Origin of the sequence: Segniliparus sp. (genome assembly GCF_051660745.1) — a bacterium.
Lineage (GTDB): Bacteria > Actinomycetota > Actinomycetes > Mycobacteriales > Mycobacteriaceae > Segniliparus.
The window spans coordinates 134645-150203 of record NZ_JBOFQF010000038.1 but is presented as its reverse complement, the minus strand read 5'-3'; the positions used below and the strand labels follow the sequence as shown (position 1 = coordinate 150203).

The following is a 15559-nucleotide window of genomic DNA, read 5'->3' as shown; positions in this document are numbered from 1 at the left end:
GGCGAAACGCGGACAAAAATGCTTCACGGACGACCCCGGGAAGGCCATCGTCGTCAACGGCCAGTACCCGACGACCAGAACATATTCGGGCAACGGCGTGCACACCGGCAGGATCGACCTCCTCGCAGCGAGCGCCGCCCCTGAGCGCAACCCGTGAGCGCCGCTACGCCGTGCTACACGATGCTATACCGTGCTATACGACGCTATACGGCGTTGAGCTGATGCAGCCCTTTCACGATTGCCGCAGTCAGACGAGGAGGACGGCATGACCTACGGCGGTTGGCCGCCCGCGCGGGGCGAGGACGTGCGCCCTCAGGCGAAGCAGTACGAGTACATGGGCGAGGACGACCCCGTGGAGGAGCCCGCGCCTTCGCCGAGGCCGGATCAGCAGCTGACGCCATTGGAGATGGAGCGCTTGCTGATGAAGCAGCTCGGCGGGCTCCCTAAACAGGGCGAGCGGCAGACGGTGTCGTGGGAGCGCGGCCCCGACGGCATCGGGGAGTCGAAAGAGGTCGCGGAGGCGGACCTGAAGGAGCATCAGCGCCGCGTGTGGGCACGGGAGGACGAGCGGGGCGCGGAGCTGAGGGCCAAAGCGGCGCGGGAGCGCGAGGAGCAGGAGGGAACACGTGGCTGACCAGAGCAATGCGCGGTTGACGCTCACCGCAGGGGCATTGGAACGCTTCGCGGGCAGGTTGGAGGAGAGCGCGGGTTCGTTGGGCTCGATGTCTCCGTGGGATCGGCTCGCGCAGATCAGAGCCCCCGGCCTCAAGCTCACAGATTTGGCCGCGGCGCACGCGGACCGGATGCGGGCCGCGCACACCGGGATCGCCCAGGCTATGGGCGCGACCGCCCGCTCGACCCGGCAAGACCACAACGCCTATCACGAGACCGACCACGACGCGGGCACGGGCATTGCCGCAACGACCGGGCGAATCGGGGGCATAAGTGTCTGATTTGCCGACGCTGCAGCAGATCCTCGACTTCGACGCGCAGAGCTTCACCGCCGTGGGCGAGGGCTGGATCGAGGACAGCAAGACATACGACGCGCACGCCCGAAGCCTCCAAAGCATCCACGACGCGCATCTGGAGGCGACTGAGGGCAAGGGAGAGCAGGCCCGAGCCGAGTCCCTCTTGCCGCACCGCAAGGACCTCGACGCGTGTGGCGAGGCGCTCGTCGAAGCGGGCAGGCACGCGGTGGAGGGCGGCGGAGAGCTCGCGCGTATCCAGGGCTTGGCCAAGGCGTTGTTCGACCGGCACGGCAAAAGCGGGCAGATCGAGCTCCTGCCCAACGGGAAGGTGCTCGGGCCCCGCTGGGACTGGGAAGAGGGCGAGGCTGTCGCGGACGACCTCTACGAATACCGTCAGCAGTTCGCCGACGCCGACGCCCAAACCCACGCCAAGATCGACGCCGCTCTCGCTGGATTCGACAACAAACACGGCAAAGCGCCCGTAGAGACGGGCGAGAAGGTCAACTTCTTCGGGCCGATGAAGGACAGCCCGGCCGATCCGAGACACGACGGGCCCTACGACCCCCATATGGATCCGCACGAGGCAGCGAAAGAGATCGCGGACGGCACGATGCCGCTCCCCGCCGACTCGGACCTGCGGGATTTGTGGAGCCATCTGAGCGACGACGAGAAGCTCGGGATCTACAAGCAGCACCACGACATCGGCAACCACAACGGCCTCCCCTGCGCGGACCGCGACAAGTACAACCGCCTGTACTTGGACCAGTTCATCGGCGGCGACGTCGCGAAGACGGTGGACGGGGTCATCAACAGCCGGAGCACCGACCTCCCGGACGAGCGGCGCATGCTCCTCTACGTCGATCCGAAGGGGCACACAGCCATCGCCACGAAGAACCCGGACACCGCGCAGAACGTCGCGGTGTTCGTGCCGGGGATGGGCACCAGCCTCCACGGCGAGGACATGGGGCCGATCATCGGCCACGGCATCGGCGTCGCGGACGGACTGGGCATCTGCGACGACATCCAACGCGCGGCGGACCACCAGCAGCGCGGCAGCACGGCGGTGGTGTACTGGGACGACTACGACGCGCCGACGGGCCCGCTGCACGGCGCGACGGAGTCCGACTCCGCGAAAGCCGGGGCATACCCGTTCGCCCAGTTCACAGACGGCCTGCACGCCTCCCACGCAGGGACCGGGCATTTCACAGCGGAGGGATGGTCGTACGGGTCGGTCGTGCTCGGCGAGGCCGCGAAGACGTACTCCCTCGACGTGGACGACATGATCTTCGTCGGCTCCCCGGGGGTGGACGCGGACAACGCGGGCCAGCTCCAGTACGGGGGCCACCTCGGCGAGCAGGGCTACTCGCGGGCGCACACCTGGGCGACGATGGAGGCTGGCGACCCCCTGCGGCTCGCGCCCGACGCGGTGGCCGGGCACAACGCCTACCCGACCGAGCCTGGATTCGGGGCGCAGGTCTTCGAGAGCGACCCGCACTACGACGGCAGCGGCCACACCAGCTACTGGGACTACGGCAACAAAGGCCTAGAGACCCAAGCTCAGGTCATCACCGGAGCAGCCCCGGAGAAACCCCCAATCCCGCCGGTCCAGCGATACCCTGGAGACAGCCTGCCCGTTCCGCCAGGCGCCGGGAACGACCACATGCCCACCGCCCCCCGATCCGGACAAGGCGGCGCTAGCTGATGCCCGAGCCCCAAGGCACACCTCGACAATCCGGTCTCGACCCGACGACTCGAGCGATCGCCGAAGCTATCGGCGCACCACGCGGGAAACGCGACGAAGAACTCGCGCCAGAGCCTCCCGCTGCCCCGACTCGCCGATGGCGCTGGGGACGCTGGCTCGCGCTCGGGAGCGCGCTGCTCCTCGTCCTCGGCTGCGTCGGACTCGGGATCGTGTTCCGCCACGGCGTGTTCGGCCCCCGGCACACGCGCGAGAACGCCCCCTCCGCCCAGACGACAGGAGCCCGTATGCCCGCCAGCGAGGCCGAAGCCCGCCAAGACGTGATCGACTTCTACCGCACAACCCTCCAAAACATCGGCGAGGACTGGTACTGGAGCAGCACCGCCCCAGGAGACAACGTGGTGGACCGAGAAGGAGAAAGCCACAACCGCGGCGGACAAGACTCGACCTTCACCACCTCGTTCTGGCTCCGCGGCGACATCATCGACACTTCCGAGCAGCCCGAGCACGCCGACCCGTTCTTCGACAGGATCATCTCCGTCTGGGAGCGCATCGGCTGGCACGGCACCGACCGCCAAACCCGCCCAGACGGCACCCGCTTCTACAACGGCGTCACCGACCGTGGATTGGAGATCGACCTCACCATCGGTGCCAAAGGCGGCATAGCCACCATCTGCCAAACCCGCTTCCCGAAGAACGGGGCAGAACCGCGCGGCGCGGACGGCACCTTCCCCCGCCTGATCACCCGCGACGGCCCCGCCCCCTGGACCCCATCAAACACGCGTTGAGTGCGGAGCACAACTTGGCGACAGGTTCAAACGCCCTTATTCGGCGGACTCGAGGTAATTGTTCACGGCTGCGACCAGTTCCGAGAGCTGCCCTGCGACCGGTTCGTCTAGGTTGCGGACCATTTTGAGGACCCCAATTGAGCGGTCACGCGCGCTGCGAAGCTGTTGATCCACCTCAGCTCGCGAGAGGGGCGTTCGTCCCGCATCAAAGGCCCGGCAATCGGCACGCAACTGCGCGCCTTCTTTCTCGTGGCGTTTGAGCTGCGCTTGCGCTTTACGACGCTCTGCGACAGCAATTTTCTGACAGTCGGACGAGCAATAATCCTGACGACGACCACGGCCTAGACGCCTCCGAAACTCTTTGCGGCACGCTGGCCGCGAACAGCGGGTCGTTTCGACCTCAACCTGGTCACCCTGCCGTTTCGGGGACCGGAAGGGGACGACTTTTCCACTCATACTGTCCTCACAAAATTTGCATACAAATCAAATACAAAATAACAGTTCAGGCGCATAAATTCAAGAGAAACAACTTACGACACGCCGACTAGATTGCGATTTGAATTGCGCAGATTCAGCAGGGAAGGAGAATGATCTTACCAGGGAAATCTTTTCGAGCATGGTGTTGCAGGTGCCAGCGGTTTTGAAGGGCAGGGATATGACCGACAGAGAATCTCGGTCCGGGGTGAAGTTGTCGTCGCAGCTCGGACTCATCGCGTGCACACATCCGCAGGCCTACACGCTGCCCCTAGTCTCCGACTACGTCGCGGACAGCAGCGACGTGCTCGTCTCCCGTTTGGGTTCCGCCAATGACATAGTCCCGCATCTGCGCGAAGCGGGCGAACGCTCGAACATGATCGTCGATGCCGGGTGCTGGAAGAAGAGCATCACCGGACAGGGGGCATCGGCCGTTATCGGCGATGGCCTCGATGCCCTTAACCTCGAACAATGGGCGAAGCAGGTCGTCAAGAGCACCGCAGCCCGAGCCGTGCTGACCCCGAGCTACCACGTGCCGTTTGGGGAGTGGGACTCGCTCGAGGCCCTACTCCGAGCCACCGCCGCCGAGCATCACCCGAGCCTGGTCACCCTCGTCCCAATAGGGGCCAAAGTCCTCGAAGGCCAATACCTCGACCAATTCCTTGACCGCCTATCAGCGACCCGGCCCAGACAAATGGCCTTCGTGTTCACCGGGAACAAGAAGCCGTTCAGCCCTGACAGCATGCCCGGCGGCAGGGCCAGGATCCGAGGGCTGCGCCGACTGCTCGCCCGCTTTCCGGGCACATGGGTGCTCGGGGTCGATCCGCTCATCGCCACCGACGCGCTGGCATACGGCGCGGGCCTCGTCGCCGTCGGCCCCAACTACGGAGAGCGCAATCCTTCCGGACCCGACGACAGAAGCAGCGGCGGTCGTGCCGTCAAGGGCCTGCCTGGCTTTTTCCTGTCCTCATTGCTCGAGCTGCGCAGCCCCGGCATGTATGAAGAGTGGTTCTCCAACCTGCCCCCGGATGAAGTGGAGTTCTGTGAGGAGTGCGACCGGCACGTCGACAGTTTCGACTCCACAGAGGAAGACAGGCAGAGAATCTTCGAGCACAATTTGCACGCCACCGCCGGTTTCGTCAATGAGCTCGTCGGCCGACAGGAGCGGGGCCGGGAACGACGGGCTTGGTTGGACAAGCGGAGATGCCACGCCCTCGAAGGGCACACCGGTCGCGGCACAATGGTGGGGCCTATCCAGGCAGACCAGACGCTTCGAGCGCTGTGCGAGCTCGACGACCCCTGGGGCCGTTCGACGAACACTCACGGGGCGTGGATTTGAGGTAGGCGCGATACGCCGTTTCTTGGAAAGCCCATCCAGACCGCTTCCATGCCCGTCTCACGAACGGTCCTGCGGGCACTATCTCGACGATCTCGCCGCCGACCTTGAGCCAGATCCCGATCCCCGCGACGGACGCCTCCCAGACGTAGGAGTCGAACTTTTTGGGCAACCGGTCGAATAAGGCGATCTGTTGGCAAAAGGGCAGAAACTGCGCCGCTCGGCACACTGTGCTTCGCCACGCCGCGCCCTCCACGATCGCCGCGCCGACAGTGAGCGGCGAGGCAAGCCGCCGAACGACCTGGTGGTCAGCTTCAAAGTCGACTGCGCCAGCCGGGGGGTTGTTGAGCGCAAGCATGGTGCGCACCGGCAGGTCATGCATATCCACAGGCGTGTTCAACGGTAGCTCTAGCAGAGCTCCGAGGAGCGGTAGGCTGGGCACCGCACCTAAGCCATGTCCCGCACGCCTGGCCGCCTCCGTTTCGTTAAGGCGCACAACGGCCGCGGCCTTTGCCCCTGTCACGACAGCACCGCCGGGCACAAGTTGCCACTCCCCGTTTGCCAGGTCTCCGGGACGTATCGGCTCGGTCACCGCCAGCGGATGAAGCATGCCCCAATCTTGTCATATATCAATAATTGAACGAAGATAGACATGCTGATCGTGTTCAATTATGTTTAATTGTGAGGAATTGATGGAGATCCCGGACAGCGCGCGGATGTTCAACGCGAGCAAGCTCGCCGAACAATCAGGCGTGAGCGTCGCCACGATCACGAACTGGTCGAGCTTGGCGGACCGCCCGCTGCGGGCGCACGTCGGCGAGGACGGGAAACGGCTTTTCCGATGGGGTGACCTCATCGAATTCCTCGATGCCCACCCAGGCCTGCCAGCGGCAGCGAAAGCCGCGAAAAAGATACGCACAAACCCGCATGGGTCCGCTGGCGTCTCAGGACCGGATCGTGAGACCCTCAAGGCCATTGCCCGGGAGATCAAGGCTGCAGCAATCGCGACGGCCGACGCGACGCTGCGCGCGGCGGAGCACCAACGAGACATAGCGCACGAAATGGCAGAGACCCAATTGCAGATGGTGCGGGACTTGTGTACCACGGTCAAGGCGTTGGACAATGCCTTGACCTTGGCGCTGGCGCCGAACACGCTCAACGACTAGCGAAGTGCCCTCTGATGGCTTGCTCCTCCTCGGGGGCGCAGGGGAATGCTGTGTTTCTTCGCCCAGCGAGCAACGCTGGAAGTGCTTGTCCCGATTTCCGCCGCGATCTCAGGCAAGGTCCTTCGGCGCTGGACGTACTGCTCGTGCAGCCAACCACGGTCGACCGTGATCTGAGAACGTCTGCCGGGAGGGTTGAGCGGTATCCCGCAATCTCGAGCAAGCCGAGTGGTGACTTGGCGGCTGACACCGGCGGAACGTGCGATCTGCCGGAGGCTGTGATCGTTGTCAAGGTAGAGCTTCTTGAGCATTGAAGGCGAGAATTGACTCCGTGCGTTCATGTACTGCACGCCGTTGGCCCGGGCCTCGTGTTCAGTCAGGAATAGCGCCGGGGCCGGACGTTCTTCGAGCATATAGCGCACAGCGTGAATGGTGGTGCCCAGCCCGGAGGCGGCCAATCCTAGGCTCATACGCTCTTCTCTGATCAGCTTATGCAGCCGTGGAGGCTCGATCGCATACGGGTCAGGCCCGGGGAGATCGAGCCCGTCGAACAGTCCGTCGGGCGGGTGCCATGTCACCGGTTCGCCACGCACCGAGTTTTCCTCCAAGAAAGTAACGCCAACCCGGTCCATCGCGTCGAGCAGCTCAGGAGTCAGGAGCTCGGGAAAGTCGGCGAGCTGCGAACGGAATTCGCTTTGGTGCGTCGCCCAGGGCGCGGTGGAGCGTCCGCTGATCCTCTCGGTCAGCCAATGGCGGGCGAGGCTAGCTCTGCGATTGCCTCCTGGGCGGACACCGGTTTCGCGGCAGAGCCGAAACCAGGTCTCGTCCGGCAAAAGCTCCTTGTACGGCAGTTCGCGTCGCCTTCCGTAGTCGATTGGCACCTCAACCGAGCCGAGATGCTCAGCTATCCGGGTCAGAGCGATGCGGACTACCGGCCAGCTCGGCTCGGCCTCAAGGAGCTGCAGAAATCTCGATACGTCCGTCTTATCCCGGGCAAGACCGAGGCGTTCTGTGATCTCAGGCAAATAAAGTCTAGTGCCGATGAGCAGCAACGCGCAGGACAAGGCTGGCCGTAAGTAGCGCTCGCCGCAATGAGGCGGGGCCAAACGGATCGCAACTCCTCGCCATATTGCGCTTGGCGTGCTGCGGATGCGCATCCCGACTCCGAACCGGCCAGCCGCCGGTCTGCAAGGTCGGTCGGAGCCGAGCTGGTAGCGGAGCTGTTCGCTGGGTTTGAGCAACGGGTCGAGCGCTGCGAGCTGGATCGAGGTGAGAACAGGGCTGACATGCTTGCCCCAAGTCCCTGTGCTAGTCGCGCTCACGGTGACCCCACGCTGGCGTGAACCGGCCACGAGCCAACGGAGAGCTTCACCGGCCTGCCGAACTCCAGGGGCGGCGAGGACCGACATGGCTGCGGTAACCCCAGCTGCGGTAGCTTCGACGCTGGAGAACAGCAGAGTCTCCGGATGATCGTCTTTAAGGTATTCCGCCGGGGTCATCGTGTACGCGCTGAGCAGATCGGGCGGCAGCACAGCCGCGATCTCGTCGAATGTGGCATAGCGCAACATCCGGTTCGCGACCGCTCGGAGGTCTGCGAGTGCAGCGTACAGATGCTGCGGTACGTCCGCATACACGCCGAACGCTGCCATCCCTGGGGGGATGGCTTCGAAAAGCATCTGCTGGGCGACGAGTGCGGGGTGCCTATCGGGGAGTCTCAGGGTGCGCGTGTTTGTGAGGTCGCCCAAGCAGCGTTGCTCTCGAGCATCAGTCCTGTCTTGTTTGCTCGCGCAACAGCTTGGCTCTGGCACGGACCTGCTCGGACAAGGGCGGCGGCGTTGCGGTTCCGAGCAGCTCGGACATGCGCCTGCCAGCAGTCGTTGGTGGGGCAGACAAGCGAAAGACCAGTCAAACCGCCACTCCAGCCGCCAACGTCCATTTGTCTCGGCCAAGCAGTCAGGACAATAGCGAGATCCACTACCCCGAGTCCAAAGCAACCGCTCTTCGGTCTGACGTTCCCGCGGATTCGCCTTTGCTGTGCCACCATTGCAGCCCGCCAGTGTCATGGATGCGATCGTCTTTAAGGGGATGGCGGTCGCGAGAGCGATGTTTTCGACCTCGTGGCGGTGCAATGCCATCACATAATTGCGCCCAGTCGATCGCGGCCCCTGGTCAAGGAGCCCGACCGAGCGCAGCAGTTCGCCCCAGGTGGTGTTGTGTCGATGGGCGAGAGCTTCGAGCCAGGAGTCGAGCGCCTCCCCAGGCAGAGGTAGAACACATAATGGGAGTTCTCGGACCTGGGTCATCCGCTTTTCCGTTTGGGTTTGGTGGTGATCTTTCTGGCTGCGATGGCGGTGTCGAGTTCAGGGCGCGCGGTTTCCGCCGCGGCATCGATCTTCACTGAGTTCAGGAGGTCTTCGGTGAGCTTCTCCACTCCAATTCGAACGGCACGTTGGCAGGCGCGGTTGACGAGGGTCATCAGGGAGCCGATATTGCCGGTGCTTCGCGCGAAGAGATGGTCGGAGAGGTCTTCGGCGAGCATTCCTTGGTGTTTGTCGCAGAGCGCGATGCGCTGTTCGATCGAGAGGAGTACGCTGCGCCATTCGGAGCGGCCTTGTTCGGTGCTGACGGAGAACGGGCGCATACCGAGCCGGGTAGTGCGCCGCCCGGTCTGTGCGAGCACCGCGTCCGCGTAAGTCGAGCCTTCGGAGAACAAGCCGCGCTGGGCGAGTCCGACACCGACGAAGAGGAGGGTGACGGGGAATTCGTTGGCGATGTATTTGAAGTGGTTAGAGACCTCCACGCCGCTGGCCCGGCTCCAACGCAGGAAGTGGAGGTCGTCGACGACGAGCAGCTTCGTCTCGCACGACAGTACGCAGTCGAGCGCGCGATGGGCGAACTCGGCGCTCGTGCCGCGTGTGGTTCCAGGGTGGGCGTAGAAGTCCAGCATCGCCCGGTTGAACTCGCGCATCCCCGTGTTGCCGGTCAGCCCCACCCGGCACACCGGCCAGCGTTGATGCCCCTCGCTTGTTTTCGTCCCATCGGCCGCGACTTCTCGTTGGTGGAACTGCTTCGCGAAGCCGAGCACGGCCGTCGTCTTCCCCAGGCCTGGTGTCGCGTCGATAGCGATCGCTCCCTTGGCCTTGTCGCCGTCCTGGGCGTTGCTGTCCACGATGTCCCAGAGGTCCTCGTGCAGCTCGGCGAGCTGCGGGGTCTTGAGCGGGCCGAGGTTCGCGTGCCAGATCCTGCGCCGCTTGTCGTAGTCTGCCCGGGCCTCTGTACCGAGCGCCCGCAGCTGAGCCAGGGTCAGCGGCTCCGGCTGTGTCCGCGCCGGAGCCTCAACGAACCGCTGCCAGCCCTCTTTCCGCGCAAGGGTGAGATTGTCCAGCCGGGACTGGTCCGGCAGAAGGTCTGTCGGGGATCCGCGGCTCACAAATCCTCCAACGCGTCTGCGTAGAAGTCGTCCTCGTCCAGGTCTTCTTCGTCGTCACCAAGCTCTGGCTCAGGATCGTCCGGCACCGGCTCGTCGGGTTCCTCGGGGAGCTCGAGGAGTCGACGAACGGACGGCAGGACCGAAACCTCGTCGGCAGCTGGCTCTTGCGCGGCGAGGAGGGCATTCTGCTCGCGAGCGAGCCGAAGCGCCATGCGTCGTTCGACCAACGTGGACCCGAGCCCGAGGCTCCAGCGCTCCAACAGGTCCGCGACCGCGAGCCGGTCGTCCGGATACGTGTACTTCGCCGCCGCGAGCTTGCGGGCGAACCACAACGCGTCCTCGCTCAACGGCATCGTCAGGTTCGGGGCGTGCTCCCACGTCAGCGCGCCCCACTCACGGGTGCCCGGGTCTCGGAAGAAAACCCGGGTGATGTCGTCGGGGACCGTGTGGATCGGCCAGCGACCCTTCGCGACACTAGTGTGCGGGCTGGTCATGTTGCGGTACGGGTCGAGGGCAGGGCCGTTGTAGCGGCGGCCGCCGATCTCGACCCCGTAGTGCTGGATGGTGCGCCATTCGACCGGTAGGAACTCGTACGCCAGGTCCGGGTCGCGCGGCGCCTCGATGTACCCGGCGCGGGCCACGCCGTGCTCGAACATAGACGCTGGTGACATCCGTAGCCCGGGAACCCCAGGATCCACCAGGGAGTCATGCGGGCGGTGGTGGTAGACCACGGCCACCCACTCCCGGACAATCGCCTCCAACTCGTCCAGATAGAAAAACGCATCGCCCTCGGGGTCAACGCCGCGCGAGTGCACGTCCGGTCCCTTGTACCCGGGCAACGCCTGCAGCAGATCCTCTCGCAAGGTGCGGAAGAACCGCTCGACCGGGCCTTTGTCACGCCCGGTCCGCAGCCGCACGGGCTGCACCGAGATCCCCAGCCGTTGGCACACGCTCGTCATGTGTTCGGAGATGTAGACCTTCCCGTGGTCCACCACGATCGACTCCGGCACGATCCCCGGCCCGGAAGAACCCTTCAGGTGGCTGTCCAGCGCTTCTCTGTCCACCAGCACTGAACGTGGGACGCCATGTTCCGGCCACACCGCCGACGCGGGCCAATCCTTCCCGGCCGATGGCGGCCGGTACGACTGGTACAGCATGGCCACCGCGTCCACCGACTTCGTGGACACCGGAGTGATCCGGATCCCGGTGACGCAACGGGTGTACCAGTCCATACCCACCGTCAGCTCCGCCTGCACCCATCGCAACGTCACCGGATCCAACGCAAACACGTCTAACCGGGTCGTGTCCAGCAACAGGTACTCGCCCGGACGAGTCGGGCGCAGCTTCCCATACGCCGCGCTCGGCCGGTCGGCGATGTCCCGGTTGCGCTTGGTGCTGAGGCGGAACGTGGGATGTCGCCGTTCCAAGTCCTCCAGCATCCGGAATGCAGTGGCCCTGCTCGGCAAAACCACCGTTCCTTCGCCGTAACGCGCTGCGACACGGGCGTTGGTCCGGTTGATCACCATCGTCCGCGACGGCTTGGACTGGTCCGTGTGCTCCACCATCACTTCCAAAGCGGTTTCGGCCCAGCGCTGATCGACCTTGCTGGGAGTTTTCGCCGATGGGAGGCCCCTCTTGTCGACCAGCCCGGCTTCACCGATCTGACGGAAGTCCTGGGTCCATCGTTTGAGCGTGCGATCAGACACGTCGAGTTCTGCGGCCTTCGCGGCGTACCTGGCTTCCAGAGGAAGGGCGGGGTTGTACTCGGGTCGCGGTTCTTCGGGGGAAGCGAGTTCGGAGCTGCCCGACCGGTACCCGGTGAGGACCTCCCTGATGTGACCAGCTCGTTCGTTGACCCGCTGGATCTCCGGTTTGGATAATTCCGCCAGGATCACGCTCGCCGGTTCGGCTGGCTCGTCGGCTGATGCGCCCGGTGTATCGGGGATGATCTTGGCGGCATCGCTGTGCAGCAGTTCTCTGACGGCCACACGCAGGATCTGATTCGTCGAGTGGCTCTTGAGGACCACCTCGTTGCCCGCCTTGGTCGGCAACAGCTCCACTACTTCGACGGTCTCCCCGTCATAGATCAGTCGTGTGCCCACCCCCATACGCACGGCGGAATCACTCATGCCGGGATCCTGAGCGGCAGAGAGCGGGAGAGCGGCTGGGCGATGTCGCAAATGAGTTCTTGCCGCCACAGCAGATGCAAAACACCAGATCGTGTCGTCGCGACCGGCCGATTCGGCAAACAGTGAAAAGCATCCTCCAAAGCCGCTCCTGCGAGATCTTGCGATCGCAGCTCGTCGAGCAAGTCTTTGTCGAAGAGCCAATCCCGACGATAGCCGGCAAGGAATCGCACATTCGCGAGCTCCGCCTCGGAAGGTTCTCCGGCCACTTCATACCGCCAACCACGTCCTTCGATGGCTCTCTTCGTCCAAGCTAGTGCGTGAGCGACAGTCGGATCGAGCCAGCGTGAGCGCGGTTTGACGTCCACCACCACCGGGCATTGATCGGTGATCAGCAGATAGTCCGGAATATGCTTGCACTGTACGCCGTCCACCTCGGCTGAGAGCAAAAACGGCTGAGCGACGATCTGGCGGACGGAACGGTCGAAGTCGGCGAACAGCAGCCGTGCCAGCTCTAGCCTGGACTCGTAAATCACATGACGACGCTCCGTCGCCGACCAGTAGGCGCCTGAGTAATGTCGCTGCCCCCGATACCAACGGAACGTTCGCCAGGGAACGGACGAAGCCAAGAGGTCCAAACTCGTGTCCATCCACCCGCTTGATCGCGCCGCGCTTCCGTCGCGGCCACGAAACTGCACACGCGCCGATGCCAGATCAACCTTGGGCGAGGGGATCGGGTTCGACCGCATAGAATCTCATTCTACATGTCATATATGACATTCTCATGACAAGTGCCATGAGAATATGACAAATATAATGAGACCCTACACACGAAGCCTCAGCCGCGCGCCATGTCCACGAACCGGGACACGTGCAGCTGGTGGGCGACGGTGATAGTGCAGGTCGGGCCGTTACGGTGCTTGCCGAGGATGAGGTCCGCCTCGCCGCCGCGCGGGTCGTCCGGCTCGAACGCGTCCGGGCGGTGCACCAGGATCACCATGTCGGCGTCCTGCTCCAACGATCCCGACTCGCGCAGGTCCGAGACCTGGGGCCGTTTGTCGGTGCGCTGCTCGGGGCCACGGTTGAGCTGGCTGAGCGCGACGACGGGCACTTCGAGCTCTTTGGCGAGGAGCTTGAGCTGGCGGGAGAACTCGGACACCTCTTGCTGGCGGGACTCGACCTTCTTGCCCGAGGTCATGAGCTGGAGGTAGTCGACGACGACGAGTTTGAGGTCGTGGCGCTGTTTGAGCCGCCTCGCCTTGGCGCGGATCTCCATCATGGTGAGGTTCGGCGAGTCGTCGATGAACAGCGGGGCCTCGCTGATCTGGCTCATCCGCCTCGCGAGGCGGCTCCAGTCGTCGTCGCTCATCTTGCCCGAGCGCATGTCCGCGAGCCGGATGCGCGCCTCGGCGGAGAGGAGCTTCATGACGATCTCCATCTTGCTCATTTCCAGCGAGAACATGGCGCTGGTCAGGCCGTTCTGCACCGAGCAGGCACGCACGAAGTCCAACGCGAGGGTGGACTTCCCGACACCGGGACGGGCCGCGACGATGATCATCTGGCCAGGATGGAAGCCGTTGGTCACCCGGTCGAGGTCCGCGAACCCGGTGGGCACGCCGGTCGAGATGCCGCCCCGGCTCGCGATGGAGTCGATCTCGTCCATCGTGGTCGTGAGCAGCTCCCCCAGCGGCACGACCTCGTCGGACCGTTTGCGCTGGGTGACGTCGAAGATCTCCGACTGCGCCCGGTCCACCACCTCGGCGACGTCCTGGCCCTCCGCCCCGCCGTAGCCGTACTGGACGATGCGGGTGCCCGCCTCGACGAGGCGGCGCATGACCGCCTTCTCCGCGACGATCTCGGCGTAGTACCGCGCGTTCGCCGCAGTGGGGACGCTGGAGATCAGCGTGTGCAGGTACGGCGCTCCGCCGATCCGCCCGAGATGGCCCTTGCGCTCCAGCTCGGAGGCGACGAGCACCGCGTCCGCGGGCTCGCCCCGCCCGAAGAGGTCGAGGACGGCCTCGAAGATCAGCTGGTGCGCGGGCCGGTAGAAGTCGGCCCCTTTGAGCTCCTCCAGCACGTCTGCGATCGCGTCCTTGGACAAGAGCATCCCGCCGAGGACGGACTGCTCGGCGGCGACGTCCTGCGGGGGCTGGCGGCCTGCGTCCTGCCACTCGTCCCGTGGCGGCTCCTCCGAGCGCGCAAGGCCTATGCGTTCTAGCGAACCGCCCACGGCCATCCTCAGTCCTCGCTCTCGTGTCTGTGTCGTCGCCACCGGTGTACCCGAGGGGACTGACAATGTTGGACGGCGACTTCGTTGACGACCGCTGCGCTGCGCGCACCCCGTCTGAGGGATGACCAAGACACGCTAGGGCTCGAAAGCCCATCGGTCAAGATTGGTTGTCCACAGGGCCTGTGGACAACTGCGCTTTGTTCGGGACAAGTTGTTCACGACTGCCCCCAGCCTGTGGATGAAATGTGGACAAAGTTAGACAGAATCTATTTCTTAGCAGGTCAAGTGGTGTGGAGAAAGTATAAAGCCTGTGGATGAAAAAAGTCTCGGCGTGTCTTCTCTATGGCCCTGTCGGCGTGTTGGGCCGCTCTGGACAACCGCAGGCCACCGAAGTGGCAGACGGATGGCGCCGGGAGTTTCCGCGCCGTCCGCGATTTCCCCAAGCCCGCGCTGTTGACGCCCCCGGGCTCGGCGGGCATGATCCTGGTGGTGGTCGTTCGGGCGTACAACGGGGTGGCCGAGTTCTGGGCGGCGGCAAGAGGCCTCTACGAGACAGACCCGGCGCGGCACACGTTCGCCCTCAGCGCCCTCTCCGCGTTCTTGTCCCAGGGCGGCTCGCCGTCCCTGCTGCTGACGGTCTGGAGGGACGACGCCCTCGTCGGCGCGATGCTGCAGATCGACCGAGCCGATCCGCTCCGGCTCTCCGCGCTGTCGCTCGACGACGTCGGGGCGGTCGTGGAGGCGTATGCCGCCGCAGACCCCTCCCTCGTCGCGGTGGACGGCCCGGCCGAGGTCGCCGAGGCGTTCGCCGAGGCATGGCGGAGCCGGGTGGGCGCGGAGCCCGCCCCGCCGCGCCACAACTTGCTGCACGAGCTCGGCAGGCTCGCCCTGCCCGCCGTCCGGGGCGCCGCGCGGCTCGCGACGCTCGCGGACCTCGACCTGCTCGCCGGATGGACCCTCGACTACGAGGAGGAGGACTACGGCAGGCGGAGCACGCCCGAGCGGATGGCGCGGGTCCTGCGCTCGAACCTGCTCGGGCCGGAGCTCGTCTTCGCCGTCTGGGAGGACGAGGGGAGGCCGGTCGCGTTCGCGGGCGCGCGCCGCCCCGTCGCCGGGGTCTCCCGCGTCGGGCCGGTCTTCGTCCCGAAAGAGCTCCGGGGCAACGGCTACGGGATCGCGGTGGCCGGGGCCGCCACCTCGTGGGCGCTCGACGAGGCGGGCGCCGCACGCGTCGTCCTGTTCACGGACGAGTCCAGCCCCGCGCCGAACTCGATCTACCGCAAGCTCGGCTACCGGCCCGTGGAGCGGTTCAGCGAGATCAGGTTCCAGAGACTGTGACAGCCGG

Annotated in this window: 12 protein-coding genes and 1 pseudogene; 7 read left to right on the top strand and 6 right to left on the bottom strand. The window is 65.0% G+C overall.

What is annotated here, in order from left to right; translation table 11 throughout:
• The first annotated feature begins 265 nt into the window (after window positions 1–265).
• From ACRC20_RS13970 to ACRC20_RS13945, 6 genes are all read left to right on the top strand, one after another.
• Entirely contained in the window at window positions 266–634 is a 369-nt protein-coding gene (locus tag ACRC20_RS13970) for a hypothetical protein (protein ID WP_438686989.1), read from the top strand.
• Window positions 627–953 (top strand): hypothetical protein, encoded by a 327-nt coding sequence (locus ACRC20_RS13965; RefSeq protein ID WP_438686988.1) that lies wholly within the window; start codon window positions 627–629, stop codon window positions 951–953. Before ACRC20_RS13970 ends, ACRC20_RS13965 begins: the two co-directional genes overlap by 8 nt.
• Complete coding sequence (locus ACRC20_RS13960) at window positions 946–2670, top strand: alpha/beta hydrolase (protein WP_438686987.1); 1725 nt, start codon at window positions 946–948, stop codon at window positions 2668–2670. Before ACRC20_RS13965 ends, ACRC20_RS13960 begins: the two co-directional genes overlap by 8 nt.
• Window positions 2670–3455, top strand: a complete 786-nt coding sequence (locus ACRC20_RS13955) for a hypothetical protein (RefSeq protein ID WP_438686986.1) — start codon at window positions 2670–2672, stop codon at window positions 3453–3455. Before ACRC20_RS13960 ends, ACRC20_RS13955 begins: the two co-directional genes overlap by 1 nt.
• A gap of 616 nt (window positions 3456–4071) precedes the next feature.
• Window positions 4072–5268, top strand: a complete 1197-nt coding sequence (locus tag ACRC20_RS13950; RefSeq protein WP_438686985.1) for a hypothetical protein — start codon at window positions 4072–4074, stop codon at window positions 5266–5268.
• Window positions 5269–5957: 689 nt separating this feature from the next.
• Window positions 5958–6431 carry a hypothetical protein gene (locus ACRC20_RS13945; protein WP_438686984.1) on the top strand — a complete coding sequence of 158 codons (474 nt, stop codon included), beginning with the start codon at window positions 5958–5960 and terminating at the stop codon, window positions 6429–6431.
• Here ACRC20_RS13945 and ACRC20_RS13940 read toward each other — a convergent pair.
• The 6 genes and pseudogenes from ACRC20_RS13940 to dnaB form a co-directional block, all read right to left on the bottom strand.
• Complete coding sequence (locus ACRC20_RS13940; protein WP_438686995.1) at window positions 6428–8077, bottom strand: hypothetical protein; 1650 nt, start codon at window positions 8075–8077, stop codon at window positions 6428–6430. The genes ACRC20_RS13945 and ACRC20_RS13940 overlap by 4 nt on opposite strands.
• 231 nt (window positions 8078–8308) lie before the next feature.
• Window positions 8309–8731: pseudogene (locus ACRC20_RS13935) on the bottom strand (TniQ family protein); the annotation flags it as partial.
• Window positions 8728–9858: an AAA family ATPase gene (locus ACRC20_RS13930; protein ID WP_438686983.1), complete on the bottom strand. Its 1131-nt coding sequence runs from the start codon at window positions 9856–9858 to the stop codon at window positions 8728–8730. The gene ACRC20_RS13930 and the pseudogene ACRC20_RS13935, both read right to left, overlap by 4 nt.
• Window positions 9855–11987 (bottom strand): helix-turn-helix domain-containing protein, encoded by a 2133-nt coding sequence (locus ACRC20_RS13925; RefSeq protein WP_438686982.1) that lies wholly within the window; start codon window positions 11985–11987, stop codon window positions 9855–9857. Before ACRC20_RS13925 ends, ACRC20_RS13930 begins: the two co-directional genes overlap by 4 nt.
• Window positions 11984–12733: a TnsA-like heteromeric transposase endonuclease subunit gene (locus ACRC20_RS13920; RefSeq protein ID WP_438686981.1), complete on the bottom strand. Its 750-nt coding sequence runs from the start codon at window positions 12731–12733 to the stop codon at window positions 11984–11986. The genes ACRC20_RS13925 and ACRC20_RS13920 overlap by 4 nt, the downstream gene beginning before the upstream one ends.
• Window positions 12734–12822: 89 nt before the next feature.
• Window positions 12823–14220 (bottom strand): replicative DNA helicase, encoded by a 1398-nt coding sequence (gene dnaB, locus ACRC20_RS13915; RefSeq protein ID WP_438686980.1) that lies wholly within the window; start codon window positions 14218–14220, stop codon window positions 12823–12825.
• 447 nt (window positions 14221–14667) lie between these two features.
• Here dnaB and ACRC20_RS13910 point away from each other — a divergent pair, with 447 nt between their 5' ends.
• Entirely contained in the window at window positions 14668–15552 is an 885-nt protein-coding gene (locus ACRC20_RS13910; protein ID WP_438686979.1) for a GNAT family N-acetyltransferase, read from the top strand.
• Window positions 15553–15559 lie beyond the last annotated feature (7 nt).

What these genes read in the sequence shown, in the direction of transcription:
- ACRC20_RS13970 (WP_438686989.1), top strand. Translation starts at nt 266, where the DNA reads ATGACCTACGGCGGTTGGCCGCCCGCGCGGGGCGAGGACGTGCGCCCT.
- ACRC20_RS13940 (WP_438686995.1), bottom strand. Translation starts at nt 8,077, where the DNA reads ATGGCAGCGTTCGGCGTGTATGCGGACGTACCGCAGCATCTGTACGCT.
- ACRC20_RS13945 (WP_438686984.1), top strand. Translation starts at nt 5,958, where the DNA reads ATGGAGATCCCGGACAGCGCGCGGATGTTCAACGCGAGCAAGCTCGCC.
- ACRC20_RS13955 (WP_438686986.1), top strand. Translation starts at nt 2,670, where the DNA reads ATGCCCGAGCCCCAAGGCACACCTCGACAATCCGGTCTCGACCCGACG.
- ACRC20_RS13925 (WP_438686982.1), bottom strand. Translation starts at nt 11,987, where the DNA reads ATGAGTGATTCCGCCGTGCGTATGGGGGTGGGCACACGACTGATCTAT.
- dnaB (WP_438686980.1), bottom strand. Translation starts at nt 14,220, where the DNA reads ATGGCCGTGGGCGGTTCGCTAGAACGCATAGGCCTTGCGCGCTCGGAG.
- ACRC20_RS13950 (WP_438686985.1), top strand. Translation starts at nt 4,072, where the DNA reads ATGGTGTTGCAGGTGCCAGCGGTTTTGAAGGGCAGGGATATGACCGAC.
- ACRC20_RS13920 (WP_438686981.1), bottom strand. Translation starts at nt 12,733, where the DNA reads ATGCGGTCGAACCCGATCCCCTCGCCCAAGGTTGATCTGGCATCGGCG.